Annotated in this window: 18 protein-coding genes and 1 riboswitch; of the genes, 12 read left to right on the forward strand and 6 right to left on the reverse strand. The window is 69.6% G+C overall.

The features are described 5' to 3' along the window. Complete coding sequence (locus NWFMUON74_RS10370) at positions 1-1,128, forward strand: bifunctional 2-methylcitrate synthase/citrate synthase (RefSeq protein WP_187687609.1); 1,128 nt, start codon at positions 1-3, stop codon at positions 1,126-1,128. A 49-nt stretch (positions 1,129-1,177) separates the two neighbouring features. On the opposite strand, the gene metE is transcribed toward NWFMUON74_RS10370, so the two are convergent. Then, positions 1,178-3,481: a 5-methyltetrahydropteroyltriglutamate--homocysteine S-methyltransferase gene (gene metE / locus NWFMUON74_RS10375; protein WP_187687610.1), complete on the reverse strand. Its 2,304-nt coding sequence runs from the start codon at positions 3,479-3,481 to the stop codon at positions 1,178-1,180. Positions 3,482-3,582: 101 nt separating this feature from the next. Then, a riboswitch (cobalamin riboswitch) is annotated at positions 3,583-3,780 on the reverse strand. A gap of 214 nt (positions 3,781-3,994) precedes the next feature. Here metE and NWFMUON74_RS10380 point away from each other — a divergent pair. The 3 genes from NWFMUON74_RS10380 (at position 3,995) to rsmD (ending at position 8,455) form a co-directional block, all read left to right on the forward strand. Further along, a complete protein-coding gene (locus tag NWFMUON74_RS10380; RefSeq protein ID WP_187687611.1) occupies positions 3,995-7,399 on the forward strand; it encodes a pyruvate carboxylase in 3,405 nt (1,134 codons plus the stop codon). A gap of 157 nt (positions 7,400-7,556) precedes the next feature. Further along, positions 7,557-7,892, forward strand: a complete 336-nt coding sequence (locus tag NWFMUON74_RS10385) for a hypothetical protein (RefSeq protein ID WP_187687612.1) — start codon at positions 7,557-7,559, stop codon at positions 7,890-7,892. Beyond that, positions 7,892-8,455, forward strand: coding sequence for a 16S rRNA (guanine(966)-N(2))-methyltransferase RsmD (gene rsmD, locus NWFMUON74_RS10390; protein WP_187687613.1), 564 nt, complete (start codon positions 7,892-7,894; stop codon positions 8,453-8,455). The genes NWFMUON74_RS10385 and rsmD overlap by 1 nt, the downstream gene beginning before the upstream one ends. Before the next feature lie 6 nt (positions 8,456-8,461). Here the strand turns inward: rsmD and NWFMUON74_RS10395 are convergent, their stop codons facing one another. Next, a complete protein-coding gene (locus tag NWFMUON74_RS10395) occupies positions 8,462-9,049 on the reverse strand; it encodes a helix-turn-helix domain-containing protein (protein WP_187687614.1) in 588 nt (195 codons plus the stop codon). An 81-nt stretch (positions 9,050-9,130) separates the two neighbouring features. Here NWFMUON74_RS10395 and NWFMUON74_RS10400 point away from each other — a divergent pair, with 81 nt between their 5' ends. Then, positions 9,131-10,222: an NAD(P)/FAD-dependent oxidoreductase gene (locus tag NWFMUON74_RS10400; protein ID WP_187687615.1), complete on the forward strand. Its 1,092-nt coding sequence runs from the start codon at positions 9,131-9,133 to the stop codon at positions 10,220-10,222. 39 nt (positions 10,223-10,261) lie between these two features. Here NWFMUON74_RS10400 and coaD read toward each other — a convergent pair whose 3' ends face one another. From coaD to NWFMUON74_RS36715, 3 genes are all read right to left on the reverse strand, one after another. After that, a complete protein-coding gene (gene coaD, locus NWFMUON74_RS10405) occupies positions 10,262-10,747 on the reverse strand; it encodes a pantetheine-phosphate adenylyltransferase (protein ID WP_187687616.1) in 486 nt (161 codons plus the stop codon). Between the two features lie 66 nt (positions 10,748-10,813). Continuing rightward, positions 10,814-12,037: a hypothetical protein gene (locus NWFMUON74_RS10410; protein WP_232110944.1), complete on the reverse strand. Its 1,224-nt coding sequence runs from the start codon at positions 12,035-12,037 to the stop codon at positions 10,814-10,816. Between the two features lie 286 nt (positions 12,038-12,323). Beyond that, the gene (locus tag NWFMUON74_RS36715) at positions 12,324-13,103 is read right to left on the reverse strand and encodes a GtrA family protein (protein ID WP_342213429.1); all 780 of its coding nucleotides are present in this window, start codon (positions 13,101-13,103) and stop codon (positions 12,324-12,326) included. A gap of 246 nt (positions 13,104-13,349) precedes the next feature. Here NWFMUON74_RS36715 and NWFMUON74_RS10420 point away from each other — a divergent pair, with 246 nt between their 5' ends. From NWFMUON74_RS10420 to NWFMUON74_RS10450, 7 genes are all read left to right on the forward strand, one after another. Further along, a complete protein-coding gene (locus NWFMUON74_RS10420; RefSeq protein ID WP_187687617.1) occupies positions 13,350-14,096 on the forward strand; it encodes a DivIVA domain-containing protein in 747 nt (248 codons plus the stop codon). Between the two features lie 91 nt (positions 14,097-14,187). Beyond that, positions 14,188-14,853, forward strand: a complete 666-nt coding sequence (locus NWFMUON74_RS10425; protein ID WP_187689058.1) for a YceD family protein — start codon at positions 14,188-14,190, stop codon at positions 14,851-14,853. 2 nt (positions 14,854-14,855) lie between these two features. After that, positions 14,856-15,038 carry a 50S ribosomal protein L32 gene (gene rpmF / locus NWFMUON74_RS10430; RefSeq protein ID WP_187687618.1) on the forward strand — a complete coding sequence of 61 codons (183 nt, stop codon included), beginning with the start codon at positions 14,856-14,858 and terminating at the stop codon, positions 15,036-15,038. A gap of 21 nt (positions 15,039-15,059) precedes the next feature. Next, the gene (gene rnc, locus NWFMUON74_RS10435) at positions 15,060-15,797 is read left to right on the forward strand and encodes a ribonuclease III (protein ID WP_187687619.1); all 738 of its coding nucleotides are present in this window, start codon (positions 15,060-15,062) and stop codon (positions 15,795-15,797) included. A 105-nt stretch (positions 15,798-15,902) separates the two neighbouring features. Beyond that, on the forward strand, positions 15,903-16,766 hold the full coding sequence (mutM, locus tag NWFMUON74_RS10440; RefSeq protein ID WP_187687620.1) for a bifunctional DNA-formamidopyrimidine glycosylase/DNA-(apurinic or apyrimidinic site) lyase: 864 nt from the start codon (positions 15,903-15,905) through the stop codon (positions 16,764-16,766). A gap of 76 nt (positions 16,767-16,842) precedes the next feature. After that, positions 16,843-17,424, forward strand: coding sequence for a dihydrofolate reductase family protein (locus NWFMUON74_RS10445; RefSeq protein WP_187687621.1), 582 nt, complete (start codon positions 16,843-16,845; stop codon positions 17,422-17,424). Continuing rightward, positions 17,424-18,449 (forward strand): PHP domain-containing protein, encoded by a 1,026-nt coding sequence (locus tag NWFMUON74_RS10450; RefSeq protein WP_269475328.1) that lies wholly within the window; start codon positions 17,424-17,426, stop codon positions 18,447-18,449. The genes NWFMUON74_RS10445 and NWFMUON74_RS10450 overlap by 1 nt, the downstream gene beginning before the upstream one ends. A gap of 404 nt (positions 18,450-18,853) precedes the next feature. On the opposite strand, the gene NWFMUON74_RS10455 is transcribed toward NWFMUON74_RS10450, so the two are convergent. After that, the gene (locus tag NWFMUON74_RS10455; RefSeq protein WP_187687622.1) at positions 18,854-19,303 is read right to left on the reverse strand and encodes a DUF350 domain-containing protein; all 450 of its coding nucleotides are present in this window, start codon (positions 19,301-19,303) and stop codon (positions 18,854-18,856) included. Positions 19,304-19,311 lie beyond the last annotated feature (8 nt).

Below are 19,311 nucleotides of genomic sequence, written 5' to 3' on the forward strand. Positions count from 1 at the left end.
ATGACCGAGATCAAGAAGGGCTTGGCCGGAGTGGTGGTCGACACCACCGCCATCTCGAAGGTCGTGCCCGAGACCAACTCCCTGACCTACCGCGGCTATCCGGTGCAGGACCTGGCCGCGCACTGCTGTTTCGAGGAGGTCGCCTACCTGCTGTGGCACGGCGAACTGCCCGACTCGAATCAGCTGCAGGCGCTGTGCCACCGCGAACGCGCGCTGCGGCCCCTCGACCGCTCGCTGCTCGCGCTGATCGACAAGCTGCCCGAGACCTGCCACCCGATGGATGTGGTGCGCACGGTGGTCAGCTATCTCGGGGCCGAGGACCCGCTCGAGGATCGCGGGAAGAGCCCGGAGGCATTGCTGGCCAAGGCATTGCGTATCACCGCGATCCTCCCGACGGTCATCGCGGCCGACCTGCGCCGCCGCCGCGGCTCGGACCCGATCGCACCGGATGCGCGGCTCGGATTCGCCGAGAACTTCCTCACCATGTGCTTCGGTGACTCCGCGCAACGGCAGCTGGACCCGCGCGTCGTGCGGGCGTTCGAGACATCGCTGATCCTGTACGCCGAGCACAGTTTCAACGCCTCCACCTTCGCCGCCCGGGTCGTCACCTCCACCGAATCGGATATGTACAGCGCTGTCACCGCTGCCATCGGTACCTTGAAGGGGCCGCTGCACGGCGGCGCGAACGAGGCCGTCATGCACGCGATGCTGGAGATCGGGCGGCCGGAGCGGGTGCGGGAGTGGTTGCGCGACAAGCTGTCCCGCAAGGAGAAGGTGATGGGCTTCGGGCACCGGGTCTACAAGAACGGCGACTCCCGGGTGCCCACCATGGTGGCGGCCCTGACGGAGGTCGCCGAGGTGACCGGCGGCCACGAGTGGCTGCGGATGTACACCGAGCTGGCAGCCGCGATGGCGGAGGAGACCGGCATCGAGCCCAACCTCGACTTCCCGGCCGGGCCCGCCTACTACCTGATGGGCTTCGACATCGACATGTTCACGCCCATTTTCGTGATGAGCCGCATCACCGGCTGGACCGCGCACATCATCGAGCAGTCCCAATCCAACGCCCTCATCCGCCCTCTGTCGGCGTATGTCGGTGTGCCGCAACGAAGTATGGGCGTCGCATAGCGACCGCCCCGCGAACCCCGGCCGTGTTCGACGGCCGGGGTCGCGGTGTTCAGCGCACGGACTGGGCGGCGGTGACCATGTTGCGCAGTGACGCCTCCACCTCGGCCGGGCCACGGGTCTTCAGTCCGCAGTCCGGGTTGACCCAGAGACGTTCGGCCGGAACGGCTTTCAACGCCGCCCGCAAGGAGGAAGTGATCTCCTCCACGCTCGGCACCCGCGGTGAGTGGATGTCGTAGACGCCCGGCCCGACGCCCAGGTGGAAGCCCGCCGCGTTCAGGTCGTCGAGCACCTCCATCCGGGAGCGCGCCGCCTCGATCGAGGTGACGTCGGCGTCCAGATCCGCTATCGCCTCGATGATCTCACCGAACTCCGAGTAGCACAGGTGCGTGTGAATCTGGGTGGCATCCGAGACGCCGCTGGTCGCCAGCCGGAACGCGGCCACCGCCCAGTCCAGATACTGCTGCTCGGCGTCGGCGCGCAGCGGCAGCAGCTCCCGCAGCGCGGGCTCGTCGACCTGCACGATGCGGATCCCGGCGGACTGCAGATCCACCGTCTCGTCCCGGATGGCCAGCGCGACCTGCCGGGCGGTGTCGGCCAGCGGCTGGTCGTCGCGCACGAACGACCAGGCCAGGATCGTCACCGGACCGGTGAGCATGCCCTTGACCGGCTTGTCGGTCAGTGACTGGGCGTACTCGATCCACCGCACGGTCATCGGCGCGGGCCGCGCGACGTCACCGAACAGGATCGGCGGGCGCACGCAGCGGGTGCCGTAGGACTGCACCCAGCCGTTGGCCGTGGCGAAGAACCCGTCCAGCTGTTCGGCGAAGTACTGCACCATGTCGTTGCGCTCGGGTTCGCCGTGCACCAGCACGTCGAGACCCAGCTTCTCCTGCAGCGTGATCACATCCGCGATCTCGGCGCGCATCCGCTCGTCGTACTGCGCCGCGGTGATCTCGCCGCTCCGCAGTGCCGCGCGGGCCTGCCGGATCGCGGACGTCTGCGGATAGGAGCCGATCGTGGTGGTGGGCAGCGACGGCAACCGCAGCCGCTCCCGTTGCAGCGCAGAGCGTTCGGCAGCGGGGGCGCGCCGGGTCGCGTCGGGGCCGAGTGCCGCCAGCCGGGCGCGCACGGCATCGTTGCGCAGGCGCGGGTCGGTGGCGCGGCTCGCCAAGGCCGCACGGGCCGTGGACAATTCGTCCGCGATGGCGTCGGTGCCCCGGTGCACCGCCGTCGCGAGCAGCCGCACCTCGGCGACCTTCTCCGCCCCGAAGGCCAGCCACGACCGCAGCGCCGCATCGGCCCCGGACTCGTCGTCCAGCGAATACGGCACGTGCAGTAGCGAACTGGACGTCGATACCGCCAGCGCGCCCGAACTGCCCAGCAGCGTGCCCAAGGTCGCCAGCGCCCGGTCGAGATCGGTGCGCCAGACATTGCGGCCGTCGACCACGCCCGCCACCACGAGCTTGCCCGCCAGCGCCGGGACCGCGGCCACGTCGTTCACCGTGGTGCCCGCGACGAAGTCGAGCGCGATGCCCTCCACACCCATGTCGGCCAGCGCGGGCAACGCCGCGCCGGGACGGCCGAAGTAGGTTGCCACCAGGATCGATGGGCGCTGCGGCACGCCCGCCAGTTCGGCATAGGTGCGCCGCAGCAGTGCCAGTTCGGGCGCGGTGAGGTCGGTGACCAGCACCGGTTCATCGATCTGTACCCATTGCGCGCCCTCGGCGGCCAGCAGCCGCAGCAGTTCGCGATAGTGCGGGAGCAGGTCGTTCAGCCGGTCCAGCGGCGCGGCGCCGTCGATTCCCTTCGCCAGTTTCAGGAAGGTCAGCGGGCCGATCACGACCGGGCGGGCCGGGACGCCCAGCTCCCGCGCTTCCCGCAGTTCCTCGAGCAGCTTGTCCGGTTGCAGCGCGAACGTGGTCGCGGGGCCGATCTCGGGGACCAGGTAGTGGTAGTTGGTGTCGAACCACTTGGTCATCTCCAGCGGTTCCACCGTCTCGGTGCCACGGGCGGCGGCGAAGTAGCGGTCGAGCGGATCGGCGATATCGGCCACGCGCGGTGGCAGCGCGCCGAACATGGCCGCGGTGTCGAGCATCTGATCGTAGAAGGAGAAGGTGCCGACCGGTACGGAGTCCAGTCCGGCGGCGGCCAGGGCGGTCAGCTGCCGGGTGCGCAGGTCACGCCCGACGGCGCGCAGTGCGCCGGCGTCGATGCGGCCGGCCCAGTAGTTCTCGGTCGCGCGTTTCAACTCGCGCCGCGGCCCGATCCGCGGAATGCCGAGAACCGTTGCGGTGAAAGGGTTGTGCAGGGTCACGGTCTCTCTCCAGTGCTGGAAGCGACAGGTCACCGCCATAGGGGAGGACGGAGCCCGAAAACGCTTCTCGCACCGGCGGATCCGGTGTGCGCAGTGGTGTCCGCCCGCCCTGTTCCACGAGGCGGTGGCCGCCGGATACGGCGTATCCGGCACAGCCGGCAGGTCTTCGGACTCGCAGGCAAGCCCCCTCGGGGCGGTCCTACTGGCCGTCGCTTCCCGGATGCGCGCATCCAGTGCTGGTGACGGCGGTCGTTCCTGCATACCGCTGCGGGACAGTCCCGGATTCCCACCGGGTTCCCTCTGGCCGATCCGTACGGACCGGTTTCGACGCTGCACTCCGACGCTCGGGGCTCCAACTCGCCGGCGCAGCGAACCAGCTGCACAACGAGCATAAGCCACGGCCGAAAATGAATATTCCCGCGTTCGGTCACCCGGTTCACCGGTTACCGGCGGATTACGCAAATTCGCAGATCGGCGCGGTTTCGATGTGAGGTTGGCTGCGAAGGTGTATTCGCCGTCCGCAGCCGCCGACCGGCCAGGTACCTTAATCGGATGTTCTCCAAAGTGCTGGTCGCCAACCGCGGGGAAATCGCCATTCGGGCGTTCCGCGCCGCCTACGAACTCGGCATCGGCACCGTCGCGGTGTTCCCCTACGAGGACCGCAATTCGGTGCATCGGCTCAAGGCCGACGAGTCGTACCAAATCGGAGAGCCCGGCCATCCGGTGCGGGCCTACCTGTCGATCGAGGAGATCATCAAGGCGGCCAAGACCGCCGGGGCGGACGCGGTGTACCCGGGTTACGGCTTTCTGTCGGAGAATCCGGACCTGGCCGCGGCGTGCGCGCGGGAGAACATCACATTCATCGGCCCCTCGTCCGAGGTGCTGGAGCTGACCGGTAACAAGGCGCGCGCGATCGCCGCCGCCAAGGCCGCGGGACTGCCGGTGCTGAACTCCAGCGCGCCCTCGGCCGACGTGGACGAATTGCTGGCGGCCGCGGAGACCGTGGAGTTCCCGGTGTTCGTCAAGGCCGTCGCCGGTGGTGGCGGGCGCGGCATGCGCCGGGTGGCCGATCGGGCGCAGCTGCGCGAGGCCGTGGAGGCCGCCATGCGCGAGGCCGAATCGGCCTTCGGTGACGCGACGGTGTTCCTCGAGCAGGCGGTGGTCAATCCCCGCCACATCGAGGTGCAGATCCTCGCCGACCAGCACGGCAATGTGATGCACCTGTTCGAGCGGGACTGCTCGCTGCAGCGCCGGCACCAGAAGGTGATCGAGCTGGCACCCGCCCCGAATCTGGAACCCGCTCTGCGCGAACGGATCTGCGCCGACGCGGTCGCCTTCGCGCGGCAGATCGGCTACAGCTGCGCCGGGACGGTGGAATTCCTGCTCGACGAGCGCGGCAATCACGTCTTCATCGAGATGAATCCGCGTATTCAGGTCGAGCACACGGTGACCGAGGAGATCACCGACGTCGACCTGGTGGGCGCGCAGCTGCGGATCGCGACCGGGGAGACGCTGGCCCACCTGGGGCTGAGCCAGGACGCGGTCAGCATCCGCGGGGCCGCGATGCAGTGCCGGATCACCACCGAGGACCCGGCCAACGGGTTCCGGCCCGACACCGGGCGCATCACGGCGTACCGCAGTCCGGGCGGCGGCGGTATCCGGCTCGACGGCGGCGCCAACCTGGGCGCGGAGGTCGGCGCCTATTTCGACTCGATGCTGGTGAAGCTGACCTGCCGCGGGCGCGACTTCGGCCAGGCGGCGGCGCGGGCCGGGCGCGCGCTCGCCGAATTCCGCATTCGCGGCGTCTCGACCAACATCCCGTTCCTGCAAGCGGTGCTGGACGACCCGGACTTCCGGGCCGGGCGGATCACCACCTCGTTCATCGATGAGCGGCCGCACCTGCTGACGCAGCGCGGCTCGGCCGACCGCGGCACCAAGATCCTCACCTACCTGGCCGACATCACCGTCAACAAGCCGCACGGCGAGCGCCCGACCACGGTGTACCCGCACGACAAGCTGCCCGCGATCGACACCACCGCGCCGCCGCCGGACGGTTCACGGCAGCGGTTGCTGCAGCTGGGGCCGGAGGGGTTCGCGCGGTGGCTGCGCGAGCAGAAGGCGGTCGGGGTCACCGACACCACCTTCCGTGACGCGCACCAGTCGCTGCTGGCGACGCGGGTGCGCACCAACGGACTGCTGCAGGTCGCCGGGCACGTCGCCCGCATGACGCCGCAGCTGCTGTCGATCGAGTGCTGGGGCGGCGCGACTTACGATGTGGCGCTGCGGTTCCTGCACGAGGACCCGTGGGAGCGGCTGGCGGCGCTGCGCGAGGCGGTACCCAACATCTGTCTGCAGATGCTGCTGCGCGGGCGCAATACCGTGGGGTACACGCCGTATCCCGAAAAGGTCACGCGCGCTTTCGTTTCCGAGGCCACCGCGACCGGCATCGACATCTTCCGCATCTTCGACGCGCTCAACAATGTCGACCAGATGCGTCCGGCGATCGACGCGGTGCGCGAAACCGGCACGGCCCTGGCCGAAGTCGCGATGAGCTACACCGGCGACCTGTCGAACCCGGACGAGAACCTCTACACGCTCGACTACTACCTGAAGCTGGCCGAGCAGATCGTGCAGGCCGGGGCGCACATCATCGGTATCAAGGACATGGCCGGGCTGCTGCGCGCGCCCGCCGCGCACACGCTGGTCACCGCGCTGCGGGAGAACTTCGACCTGCCGGTGCACGTGCACACCCACGACACCCCGGGCGGCCAGCTGGCGACGTACCTGGCGGCCTGGCAGGCGGGGGCCGACGCGGTCGACGGGGCCTCGGCGCCGATGGCGGGCACCACCTCACAGCCCGCGCTGTCGGCAATCGTCGCGGCGGCGGCGAATTCACCGTTCGACACCGGGCTGGACCTGCAGAACGTGTGCGATCTGGAGCCGTACTGGGAGGCGCTGCGAAAGGTGTACGCGCCCTTCGAATCCGGGCTGCCGGGGCCGACCGGGCGGGTCTACCACCACGAGATTCCGGGCGGGCAACTGTCCAATCTGCGGCAGCAGGCGATCGCGCTGGGTCTCGGCGACCGGTTCGAAGAGGTGGAGGCCAAATACGCCGCGGCGGACCGGTTGCTGGGGCGGCTGGTGAAGGTGACGCCGTCGTCCAAGGTGGTCGGGGATCTGGCGCTGTCGCTGGTGGGGTCGGGGGTGACGGTCGACGAGTTCGCCAGCGACCCGGGTCGCTTCGACATCCCCGATTCGGTAATCGGTTTCCTGCGTGGGGAACTCGGCACGCCGGCCGGTGGCTGGCCCGAGCCGTTCCGCAGCCGGGCGCTGGCCGGGCGCGGGCCCGCGAAGCCGGAGACACAGCTGTCGGCCGCGGACGAGGCGGGCCTGAACGGCAGCTCGGAGGAGCGGCGAGCGACGTTGAACCGCTTGCTGTTTCCGGGCCCGACGTCCGAATTCCTCGCGCATCGTGAGAAATACGGTGACACCTCGGGGCTGTCGGCCAACCAGTTCTTCTACGGATTGCGCCACGGTGAGGAGCACCGGGTGCAGCTGGAGAAGGGTGTCACGCTGCTCATCGGGCTGGAGGCCATCTCCGAACCCGACGACCGCGGTATGCGGACGGTGATGTGCATCCTCAACGGGCAACTGCGGCCGGTCACCGTGCGCGACCGATCGATCGCCAGCGACGTGCCGATCGCCGAGAAGGCCGACAAGACCGACCCTGGGCACATCGCGGCCCCGTTCGCCGGTGTCGTCACGCTGGTCGTGGCCGAGGGTGACACGGTCGCCGCCGGTGAAACCGTCGGCACCATCGAGGCGATGAAGATGGAGGCCGCCATCACCGCCCCGCGCGCCGGAACCGTGCGCCGCGTCGCGATCGGCAAGGTGCAGCAGGTCGAGGGCGGCGACCTCCTGGTCGACCTGCGCGTCAACGAGGCCGCGGCGGAGTGAGCGCAGCGGCCGCGAACACCCTCCGCGTCGCCCGTCCCGCCGCCCGCCCGGCCTGGTCGGCCTTCGCGCGATGAACCACGCTGCTGCGGGCGTGGTGCCGTCGTCACACCAGGGTGACGCGAGATTAGTTCGGCCGATGCCCCGGGGCCTTGCAGGCGTGGTGTGGCCGGTGCCGCGGGTTGTTTCGGGCGTGGTGCGGCCGGTCGCCCTGGTTGTCACGGGCGTGGTGCGGCCGGTTTCCGTGGTTGTTTCGGGCGTGGTGCGGGAAGTGCCGCAGGTTGTTTCGGAGGCGGTGTGGTCGGTCGCTTGCGGCCTGCCGGGAGGTGCTGGCCTTGGGTACGACGACCCGACGCATCTGCGGCTTCAGCAGGTTGCGGGTGTAGTGCGGCGGGTGTCGCCAGTTGTTTCGGGCGTGGTGTGGGCCGTGCTGTCGGCTGTCGCGGGCATCGTGCGGGCGGTGCTGCGGGGTGTTTCGGGCGTGGTGGGTGGGTGATGACGCGGATTGTCGCGGGGGTGGTTGGGGGGCGGCGGTTGCGGGTGCCGCCGGCGGGGACTCGGCCGACTTCCGATCGGGTGCGGGAAGCGTTGTTCAGTGCGTTGGCGGCGCGTTTCGACTTCGCGGGGGTGCGGGTGTTGGACCTGTATGCGGGGTCGGGGGCGCTGGGGCTGGAGGCGTTGTCGCGCGGGGCGGCGCACGCGCTGCTGGTCGAGTCGGATCGTAAGGCGGCGGCCGTCGTGCGGGGCAATATCGCCGACCTCGGGCTGGCGGGTGCCGAATTGCGGTGCGGGGCAGTGGGTTCGGTGCTGTCCGGGGCGCCCGGGGAGCCGTACGATCTGGTGTTCTCCGACCCGCCCTATGCGCTCGGGGCTGCCGAGGTGGTGGCCGACCTGACGGCGCTGACGGCCAATGGCTGGTTGCGTGCGGACGCCACGGTGGTGCTGGAGCGGTCGGCCCGGTCGCCCGAGATCGTCTGGCCGCCGGGCTTTTCCGCGCGGAAGCCGCGGCGCTACGGCGAGACTCGGATCGAGATGGCCGAATTCGAGCCGGAGCCGTGAGAATCGTTATGCGTCAGGGGCTTTGGGGCGGGCGCGCAGGTGTGCCCGCTCACCCTGTTTGCCGAAGAGACTGAGGAGTTCGACCGGCTCGGACCCGGCCGCGCCGAACCAGTGCGGCACCCGGGTGTCGAATTCAGCCGCCTCGCCAGGGGACAGCACCAGATCGTGTTCGCCGAGGATCAGGCGCAATCGGCCGTTGAGGACATAGACCCAGTCGTACCCCTCGTGCGTCTGCGGATTCGGTTCACCGGGACGGTCTTCGGGAGCGAGCACCATCTTGTACGCCTGGATGCCGCCCGGTCTGCGGGTCAGCGGCACCATGGTCAAGCCGTGGTGGGTGATCGGGCGCATGTGCACGCGCGGGTCGCCGGTGAGCGGTGCGTCCACGAGTTCGTCGAGGGTGACGCCGTGGGCGCGGGCCAGCGGGAGCAATTGCTCCAGCGTGGGCCGCCGCGCCCCGGACTCCAGCCGGGACAGCGTGCTCACCGAGATGCCCGTCACTGCGGACAGGTCCGCCAGCGTGGTCTCGCGCTGTCGTCGCAGCGCACGCAGCCGTGGGCCGACCGCGTCGAGTGCCTGGTCGATGTCTTGCATGCCTCCAGTTTGCCATTCCGGCAAAGAACGTTGCGCAATAGACCGATCGGGTCGCATGGTCGGAGCAAGGAGGTGGTCAAGGTGACCGACGAGCTGAAAGACCGATACGACGTAGTAGTGATCGGCGGCGGCGCGGCCGGGCTGAACGGCGCGCTGATGCTGGCCCGCGCCCGCCGCACGGTAGCCGTCATCGATTCGGGTTCCCCACGTAACGCGCCCGCCGACGGTGTGCACGGCCTACTGGGCCGCGAAGGCATGTCCCCCGCCGAACTCCTGGCGCGTGGCCGAGCCGAAGTCCGCTCCTATGGCGGCCACGTCGTTTCGGGAACCGTCGACACCGTGGTGCGTGCCGACATGGCGGCTGTCGCGCAATCCGGCGAGGGAGTGCGGGAACGCGGCGCGGACGGCTGGGCCGGTGGGCCGGGTGACGGGTTCACCGTGGTGTTGCAGGATGGCCGGAGGGTGCGGGCTCGGCGGGTGTTGGTGACCAGTGGGCTGGTGGATGAATTACCCGACGTGGACGGACTGTGGGAGCGATGGGGGCGCGATGTCGTGCACTGTCCGTACTGCCACGGATGGGAGGTTCGGGACCGGGCGATCGGTGTGCTCGCGAACGGGCCGATGTCGGTGCACGGTGCGCTGTTGTGGCGGCAGTGGAGTGATGACGTCACCCTGTTCTGTCACACCATGGCGGCTCCGACCGGCGAGCAGGCCGAGCAGTTGGCCGCCCGCGGCATCCGGGTGGTGACCGGCGAGGTGGCGAACCTGGAGGTATCCGGCGACCGCCTCACCGGTGTGCGGCTGGCCGACGGCACCGTGATCGCCCGCGAGGTGCTGGCGGCGCCCCCGCGCATGGTGGCGCGCGCCGGATTTCTGGCGGACCTGGGCCTGCACCCGGTGGCGCATCCCAGCGGAATGGGCGACCACATTCCCGCCGACCCGACCGGTCGCACCGAGGTGCCCGGGGTCTGGGTCGCGGGCAATGTCGCCGACCTGGCCGCACAGGTCGGTGGCGCCGCCGCAGCGGGCGCCGTCGCGGGAGGCCAGATCAACGCCGACCTCATCACCGAGGAGACTCGGCGTGCCGTCGAAACCTCCCGAGCTCCCTTCTCCGCCACCACCGAAGCCCGCGTCGCCGAACTGGTCACCGGCGACCGCCGCCACGGCCTGTAACCCACCACCGCTCGGGGCAGAGTCCCGGCGCTGCTGCCCTCAGGAGCGGCGTTCGGCGATACGGGCCAGCAGGCGTTTGTGGACGGCGTCCGGAAGCATGCCGGTTACGTCGCCGCCGAAGGTGGCGACCTCCTTCACCAACGAACTGGACAGGTAGCTGTGGGCGGGGTTGGTGGCGAGGAAGTAGGTGTCGACGCCGGAGAGTTTCTTGTTCATCTGCGCCATCTGCAGCTCGTAGCCGAAGTCGGTGGCGTCGCGCAGGCCCTTGACGATGGCGGTGATGCCCTGTTGGCGGGCGAACTCCACCAGCAGCCCGTGCCAGGATTCGATGCGGACGTTGGGCAGGTCGGCGGTGGCGTCGCGGAGCATCTCGATGCGCTCCTCGACGCTGAACATGCCCTGCTTGCTCTTGTTGATCATCACCGTCACGACGACCTCGTCGAACTGCGCGGCAGCCCGCCCGAACATGTCGATATGCCCATTGGTCACCGGGTCGAAAGACCCGGGGCACAGTGCTCCAGCCATGCTCGAACGCTAACAGGCCCGCGCCGGACGTACCTCGCGGCAGGCGCGGCAGCGCCGGCGGCGGCCTCATAGTGCGCGCACCGCAAGCGGTTTCGGCTCCGGCAGTGCGGCTTGGCAGATGAAACCCTCGGGGCGGACCCGCCGGGCGCGGTCGAACGCCGCACGCAGCCGCGGCGCCACCGCCCCCGTGGTGAGTTCGTCCCAGGTCCAGCGGACCACCTGTAAACCGCTGCCGCACAACGCATCCTCGCGATCACGCTCCGCGCGCACCGCCTCGCCCAGGTCCGTACCGGGCTGCCACGCGCGTCCGTAGGTGACACGCCCGTCGAATTCGGCGACCACGCCGGTGCCGCCGAAATAGAAGTCGACGCGGCCGAGCACGCGCCCCGCCCCGCCGTACACGTCACCCTGCGACCACGGCCGCGGCAGCCCCAGGCGGCGCAGCATCACCCGGCTGCGGGACTCGCCGACGCTCTCGCTGTGCGGGTCCAGGAAATCCACCACCCGCCGCGCCGCGGCGACACCGTGCCGCCGGTGCGCCAGTTCCAGCTCCGCATTCAGGTCGCCGTGGGTGACACCGTATTCGCGGGCGAGCGCGTCGCCGACGACGACCGCCGCCTCGAACGGCGCGGTGCGTGCCACGTCGACGATGGTGCGCGCCGGTGTGGTGAGCACGAAACCGTCCAGCTCGGCCACCGTGTCGACCGGGGCGCAGTGCACCTTCATATCCGGCCGGATCCGCCCGCCGTTGCGCCGATTGCGGGTGACCTCGATCCGCCCCAGCAGCGCCACCCACACCGGCGCCCCATAGATCACCGCCGCCGACTGATGACTCACAATCGCGTCGGTAGCCAGATCCGGCAGCACGGCGTCGGCGAGGACCCGATGCCGGGCCATGGCATCCAACCCCGCGAAGGCCGCCTCGTCGGCATACGCCCCACGCCGCAGCCGCCGCCACCGGCCACCGGAACACCGCCGCCGAATCTCGTCATCGCTGACGCCCCGCCGAACAACCTCCCGGCGACGATGAATCCCGGTATGCCCCTTGGGTTTCCCCACCTCCGCATGGTCCGCCCACGCCCCCGGCGGTGCGGCCTCGCTCCAGTGCGGCAACGGCCCGTACCCGGCCTCGACGCGGTTCTGCGACAGTCCGGGTGGAGTGGGCTGCTCGGCTGCGGTGGATCTTGTCGGCCGCCCGGGTGGTGCGGTGCGGCCGGGATCGGCGCGGTTCGCCCGTGCGGGCGGTGCGGGGCGGTCGGCGGGGGGTGGGGCGTGGCCCGGGGTGTTCATTCGGGCTCACTATCGGTGCGGGGGCGGCGGATTCGGGGGGTGGTGAGGCGGTCGCACACTATGGCGGGGGCGGGGTGCGGGCGGAAGCGCGGGGCATCGGATCGCGTTCCGCTGCGCGCTGATGTACGGCATCCGGGATAACGCTTCATCGCTGGACCTCCACATCGAGTACACGGAAAGGCGTTTGCTGTGCTTGGACGCCGGGTAATCCGATGCGGTTCCTTGCTCGTTCGACCAGCTTCTTCACGCACCCCGTACGGGTGACGCACCGATTGCAGGGGTCGGGTCAGAAGACCCAGAGCCGCAAGGTGAGGAAGCGCAGCGTGCCGACCCCGGCCGCGATGGCGATGACCGCGAGCGCCTCGGCGACATCACTCATGCCGGGCGCGATGAAATCGAGCGCCGCCAGCGACGCGGAGGTGATGGCGAGACCGGCCAGCGCCAGGCCGCCGCCCTCGAGCTGCGCGGTGAGCCAGCCGACCCGATCCGCGGCGTGGAAGGTCAGGCGCCGATGCATCTCGTTGGCCAGCGCGGTGCTCGCGATCGATCCCGTGAGATTCGCCAGCTGCGCCCCACCGCCGTAGCAGGCCATGAACAGTAGGAAGTAGCCGATATTGCTGAACCCGCCGACCAGCGCGAACCGGATCAGCTGCGGCAGCCACTCGTCACCGCGGAGATAGGCGCCCAGCCGCCGGACCGTCCGCCGCCCGGTGAACTCCGGCGACTGCTCGATGTCCGGCCGGTCCTCGACCAGCGTGTCCGAACCGCTGGAGCGAGGGTGGTGTCTGGCGGCGCCCCGGGACAGTCCGCCCGTAGTGAGCCGCGACAGCAGCGTCGGCTGACGCACCGTCGGTCCGGACGGCTCGTCGTGGCGCGGCACGAGGAAGGCCTCGGGCGGTGGCACTGACAGACCCAGCGGCAGCCAGGCGAGCCAATAGAACGCCGATCGGCCGCGTCCGACGGGTTGACCAGCGGCGTTCGGGCCGGGCTGTGCGGGCACATCGGAACCGGGCTGGGGGTCGGTCCCCAGTCCTCGATGTACCGGATACAGGACAGCCATTGTCATTCCGATCCACGTCGCCGGACGCCCGAGGCATGCGGTACGCCCGGCTGGTCTACCGCTCAGTACAAAAGATAGCACCAAGTGGAGAGATTTCCTCCACTTGATTTCTGTGGCATAGGAAACACACCCACGACACACCGCGAGTGAACTGGGCGGACGCTCGTGACGAGAGGCACACTGAGCCCAGGCTGCAATCGGCCGGGCGGCGGGATCCGCCGCGAGAGTTCGGTAGGAGAGTGGGGTCAGCAGATGTACCGCGTATTCGAAGCACTCGACGAACTGGTCGCGATCGTGGAGGAGGCGCGGGGCATCCCGCCGACCCGAAACTGCATCGTTCCCCGCGGCGATGTGCTCGAGCTGCTCGACGATGTGCGCGACGCCATCCCCGGCGAACTCGACGACGCGCAGGACGTTCTCGATCACCGCGACAAGATCGTCTCCGACGCCCGCGAGACCGCCGACACCACCGTCACCACCGCCGACGAACAAGCCAAGCAGACCGTCACTGCGGCCCGCGAGGAGGCCGATCGCATCCTGTCCGACGCCAAGGCGCACGCCGACCGGATGGTCGCCGAGGCCGGCGCCCACGCCGACCATCTCGTCGCCACCGCGCAGGCCGAGGCCGAGCGGGTCATCGCCGACGGCAAGGCCGAATACGAGTCCGTCACCGGCCGCGCGCGCACCGAATCCGAGCGGATGATCGCGGCGGGCCAGGCCGCCTACGAGCGGTCCGTCGCGGACGGCCGCGCCGAACAGGAACGCCTGGTCACCCAGACCGAGGTGGTGCGGGCCGCGCACGCCGAGTCCGCCCGGCTCATCGATTCCGCGCAGGCCGAAGCCGACCGGCTGCGGCAGGAATGCGATCTCTACGTGGACTCCAAACTGGCCGACTTCGAGGAGACGCTGCACGGCGCGCTGCGGACGGTCGGGCGCGGTCGTCAGCAGCTGCGCGCCGGGGGCGGCGTTCCCGACTACGCCGCCGAGTTCGGCAGGTGAGGGTCTGCGGCCTGCGGTTTGGGTAGAAAACCGCTGTTCGCGTATCGTGGGTGGTTGCCTCAAACCCCGTCGACATGTGAGTGAGTTCGTGATGCCCGCCGAATCCGGTTCCGGTTCGCCTCGTCGTGCCGCCGACGGTGAGTTCGTGCTGGACACCCGCAGTCTCGGGCGCGCACCCGGTTCCATCAAGCAGATCCGTCGGACCGTGACCGCGCCGGAGCGGATCGGTCTGGAGATGATCGCCATCCCCGCCGGCAGCGATATCGATCTCGACCTGACTCTGCAGGCGGTGTCCGAGGGCGTGCTGGTCACCGGTTCCGTGCGGGGGCCGCTGGCGGGAGAATGCTCGCGCTGCCTCGAGCCGTTCACCGACGAGATCGGCATCGAGATCACGGAGCTGTTCGCCTACCCGGACAGCGCCACCGACGAGACCACCGAGGACGACGAGGTCTACCGCCTGGTGGACGACCGGATCGATCTGGAGCCGGTGATCATCGACGCCATCGGCCTCGAATTGCCGTTGCAGCCCCTGTGCGAGCCGGACTGTCCCGGACTGTGCGCGGAATGCGGTGTGCGGATGGCGATTGCGGGTCCGGATCACGGGCATGAGATACTGGACCCTCGCTGGGCCGGGCTCGCGAGATTCGCGGCCGAGGAGCCCGGCGCCGGTGTCTCCGACACCGACGCGCAAACAGACGTAAACCGATCGCTTGCGAGCCGCAACGGCTCGGCAGGTTCCAGAACAGAGGAGAAGTAGTCGTGGCCGTTCCGAAGCGCCGGATGTCTCGTGCCAACACCCGCTCGCGGCGCAGCCAGTGGAAGGCCACCGCGCCTACCCTGATCACCTGCCCGAACCGGGCCTGCGGTCAGAAGACGCTGCCGCACATCGCGTGCCCGAACTGCGGCACCTACAAGGGCCGTCAGGTCGCTTCGGCAATCTGAGCGCCCCTCCGGTAGCCGAACGTGACCGCCAGCAAGGACGGAGCGGAAGCACCCGCGGTGGGCGAGGCCGCCGACCACACCTCGCTACTCGAGGCACTCGGAGTCGAGGTGCGCCCGGACCTGCTCCGGCTCGCGCTCACCCACCGCTCGTACGCCTACGAGAACGGCGGTCTGCCGACCAACGAACGCCTGGAGTTCCTCGGTGATTCGGTGCTCGGCTTGAGCATCACCGAGCGACTGTATCTGGAGCATCCGGAGAAATCCGAGGGTGAGCTGGCGAAGTTGCGGGCGAGCGTGGTCAACATGCACGCGCTGGCCGAGGTCGCCCGTGGCCTCGGCGAGGGCGGCCTCGGTCGGCACCTGCTGCTGGGCAAGGGCGAGGAGCTGACCGGCGGTCGCGACAAGCCGAGCATCCTGGCCGACGGCATGGAGTCGTTGCTCGGCGCGGTGCACCTCGAGCACGGCATCGACGTCGCGCGCAGTGTGGTGCTGCGGTTGTTCGCGGATCTGCTCGAGCGCGGTCCGCGCATGGGCGCCGGGCTGGACTGGAAGACCAGCCTGCAGGAGCTGACCGCCGAGCGCGGCATCGGCGTGCCCAGTTACGAGATCACCTCGACCGGCCCGGACCACGACAAGGAATTCACCGCGACCGCGATGGTCGGCGGCCAGGCCTACGGCAAGGGCGTCGGCCGGTCGAAGAAGGAAGCGGAACAGAAGGCGGCCGGCGCGGCCTGGCAGGCGCTGACCGCGGACAACTAGGCCCTGCGGGTTCCGCCCCGCCCGGCCGCGAACGATCGCTCGTGAGACCACGTACGGCGTTGGTCGGCGGGCGATTTCTGCGTTGGTGAGCCCAGAGGAGTAGCGGTGCCCGAACTACCCGAGGTCGAGACGGTCCGGCGGGGGCTGGCCGAGCACGTGGTCGGCAGTGTCATCGAATCCGTGGCGGTCAAGCATCCGCGTTCGGTGCGCAGGCATCTGCTCGGCGGTGACGACCTGGCCGCGCAGCTGGCCGGGCTGCGGATCGAGTCGGCGCAGCGGCGCGGCAAGTTCCTCTGGCTGACCTTCGACGAGCCGGATCTCGCCCTGGTCGTGCATCTCGGGATGAGCGGCCAGATGCTGGTGCAGCCCGCCGACGTCCCGCTGGAGAAGCACGCCCACATCGTCGCGACCCTGGATTCGGGGGAGCAGCTGCGGTTCGTCGACCAGCGCACGTTCGGAGGCTGGGCATTGCATCCGCTGGTCGAGGTGGACGGCACCCTGGTCCCGGAGGCGGTCGCGCACATCGGCCGTGATCCGCTGGACCCGCGCTTCGACGCCGACGCGGTGGTGCGGGTGATGCGGGGCAAGCGGTCCGAGATCAAGCGGGTGCTGCTGGATCAGACCGTGGTGTCGGGCGTCGGCAACATCTACGCCGACGAGGCGCTGTGGCGGGCGCGGCTGCACGGCGAGCGCGTCGCCGCCACCCTCACCCGGCCCGTCCTGCACGGGCTGCTGACCGAGGTCCGGGCGGTGATGACCGAGGCGCTGGAGGTCGGCGGGACCTCGTTCGACGCGCTGTATGTCAATGTCAACGGCCAATCCGGTTACTTCGAGCGCGCGCTGGCCGCCTACGGGCGCGAGGACGAGCCGTGCCGGCGCTGCGGCGCGCCGATCCTGCGGGAGAAGTTCATGAACCGCTCCTCGTTCTCGTGCCCGCGCTGCCAGCGCAGGCCCCGCGGACAGGTGTGAAGCGCTACCGTTTTCTGTGTGCCCGCTGAGTCGGTGCGCCCATCGACACCGTCGATGGCACGGGAAGGGAGCAGAGATGCGCAAGCTGACCTACTACGTTGCTTCGACGATCGATGGGTTCATCGCCACGGAGGACGGCTCCGTCGACTTCTTCCCGGTCGGGGGTGACCATCAACCGGCGATCACGGCCCAGTACCCGGAGACCCTGCCCGCGAAGGTGCGCGAGTCGCTGGGCATCGACAAGGCCAACAGTTATTTCGACACCGTGCTGATGGGCCGCAAGACCCACGACTTCGGCGTCCGCACCGGCACGTCCAGCCCGTACGCGCATCTGCGGCAGTACGTGGTGTCCACGACGCTGCCCGAGAACCCGGCCCCGGACGTGGAACTCATCTCCGCCGATCCGCTCGGACGGGTGCGAGAACTCAAGCGGGAGCAGGGCCTTGGCATCTGGCTGTGCGGTGGCGGCGAACTGGCCCAGGTGCTGCTGCCGGAGATCGACCAGGTGTTCCTGAAGCTCTACCCGATCGTGCTCGGCAGCGGCCGCCCGCTGTTCGGCGGGGCCGCCCGGCTGCCCGAGCCCGCCCGGTTCCGGGTGCTGACCAGCCGCGTGTTCGAGGACGGTGTCGCCTTCGTGAAGTACGTGCGGATTCGCTAGTGGCAGAACACATTCCGGGCCCGGTGCAGGCGCTGCGGGAGATCGCGTTCTGGATGGAGCGCTCCCGCGCCGAGACCCATCGGGTGAAGGCCTACCGGCGGGCGGCCGATGTGGTGGCCGCCCTCTCGCCGGAGCAGTACGACGGCTACCGCAGAAACGGCGGCTGGCAGGAACTTCCGGGAATCGGGCCGAAGACCGCCGACGCCATCGCGCAGGCGTCGGCGGGCCGGTTGCCGGACCGGCTGACCGAATTGCGCACGGCGGCAAGGCCGATCGGCCCGGACGGCGCGCCGTTGCGCAAGCGGCTGCGCGGCGATCTGCACACCCACTCCGACTGGTCCGACGGCGGCAGCCCGATCGAGGAGATGATGCGCACCGCCGTCGCGCTGGGCCACGAGTATTGCGCGCTCACCGATCATTCGCCGCGGCTGACCGTGGCCAACGGGCTGTCCGCGGACCGGTTGCGGCGGCAGCTGGATGTGGTGGCGGAGCTGAACGAGGAACTGGCGCCGTTCCGGATCCTCACCGGGATCGAGGTGGACATCCTCGAGGACGGCACCCTCGATCAGGAGGCGGATCTGCTGGCGCGGCTCGATATCGTCGTCGCCAGTGTGCATTCCAAGCTGCGCGCCGACAGCGAGACCATGACCCGGCGCATGGTGTACGCGGTCGCCGACCCGAACGTGGATGTGCTCGGGCACTGCACCGGCCGGTTGGTGACCGGTGGTCGCGGCACCCGCCCGGAGTCGCAGTTCGACGCCGAGGTGGTGTTCGAGGCGTGCCGCAGTTACGGCACCGCGGTGGAGATCAACAGCCGCCCCGAGCGCCGCGACCCCCCGAGCCGTCTGATGCGGCTCGCCGTGGAGATGGACTGCTACTTCGCCGTCGACACCGACGCCCACGCCCCCGGTCAATTGGATTGGCAGGGCTACGGATGCGAGCGCGCCGTCGCCAACGACGTCCCGCCCGAGCGCATCATCAACACCTGGCCTCTGGAGAAGCTGCTCGAATTCACCGCTGCCTGAACGCGTTGCGTCAGGCAGTGAGAGTGCGCTCCGTGGGACGTCGGGCAGTGAGAGTGCGCTCCGTGGGACGTCGGGCAGTGAGAGTGCGCTCCGTGGGACGTCGGGCAGTGAGAGTGCGCTCCGTGGGACGTCGGGCAGTGAGAGTGCACTCCGTGGGACGTCAGGCAGTGGGAGTGCGCTCCATGGACGTCGGGCAGTGGGAGTGCGCTCCATGGACGTCAGGCAGTGAGAGTGCGCCCCATGGACGTCAGGCAGTGAAAGCGGGCTCCGTAGGACGTCGGGCAGTAAGAGCGGGCTCCGTGGGACGTCAGGCGGTGAGAGCGGGCTCTGTGGGACGTCGGGCAGTAAGAGCGCGCTCCGCAGGTGGTTGGAGCGCTCTGCGGATGTCGGGTGGGCGGGGAGCGTTAGAGGATGGCGAAGGCTACGACCAGGCCGAGGCCGAGGTGGGCGGCGGCTACGACCAGGGACTGCACCTTGTACTGTTCGGCGTGGAGCAGGTCGCCGATGTCCAGGCCGAGTACCCATTCCAGCACGCGCACCGAGATGACTTGGGCGACAATGCCGATCAGGCCGTAGACGGCGGCGGCGATGAGTCCCTCGGCCAGCTTGCCGCCGGAGGAGTAGATCGCCAGCACCACGATCAGCGCCATGCTCACCATCCCCGAGGCGGTGACGACCACGGCGTTCGGGTTGCCGGAGGTCACCAGCTTGCGCAGTGGGCCGGGCGTGGTGATGTCGATGGCGAAGAAGCCGACCAGCATGAGTGCCAGCCCGACGATGGCGTAGGAGATGATGGCGCCGACGCCGTGGCCGACGTTCCCCCAATACCCCGACTCGAGCGCGAACGTGGTCATCGATGGTC

Origin of the sequence: Nocardia wallacei (genome assembly GCF_014466955.1) — a bacterium.
GTDB lineage: Bacteria > Actinomycetota > Actinomycetes > Mycobacteriales > Mycobacteriaceae > Nocardia > Nocardia wallacei.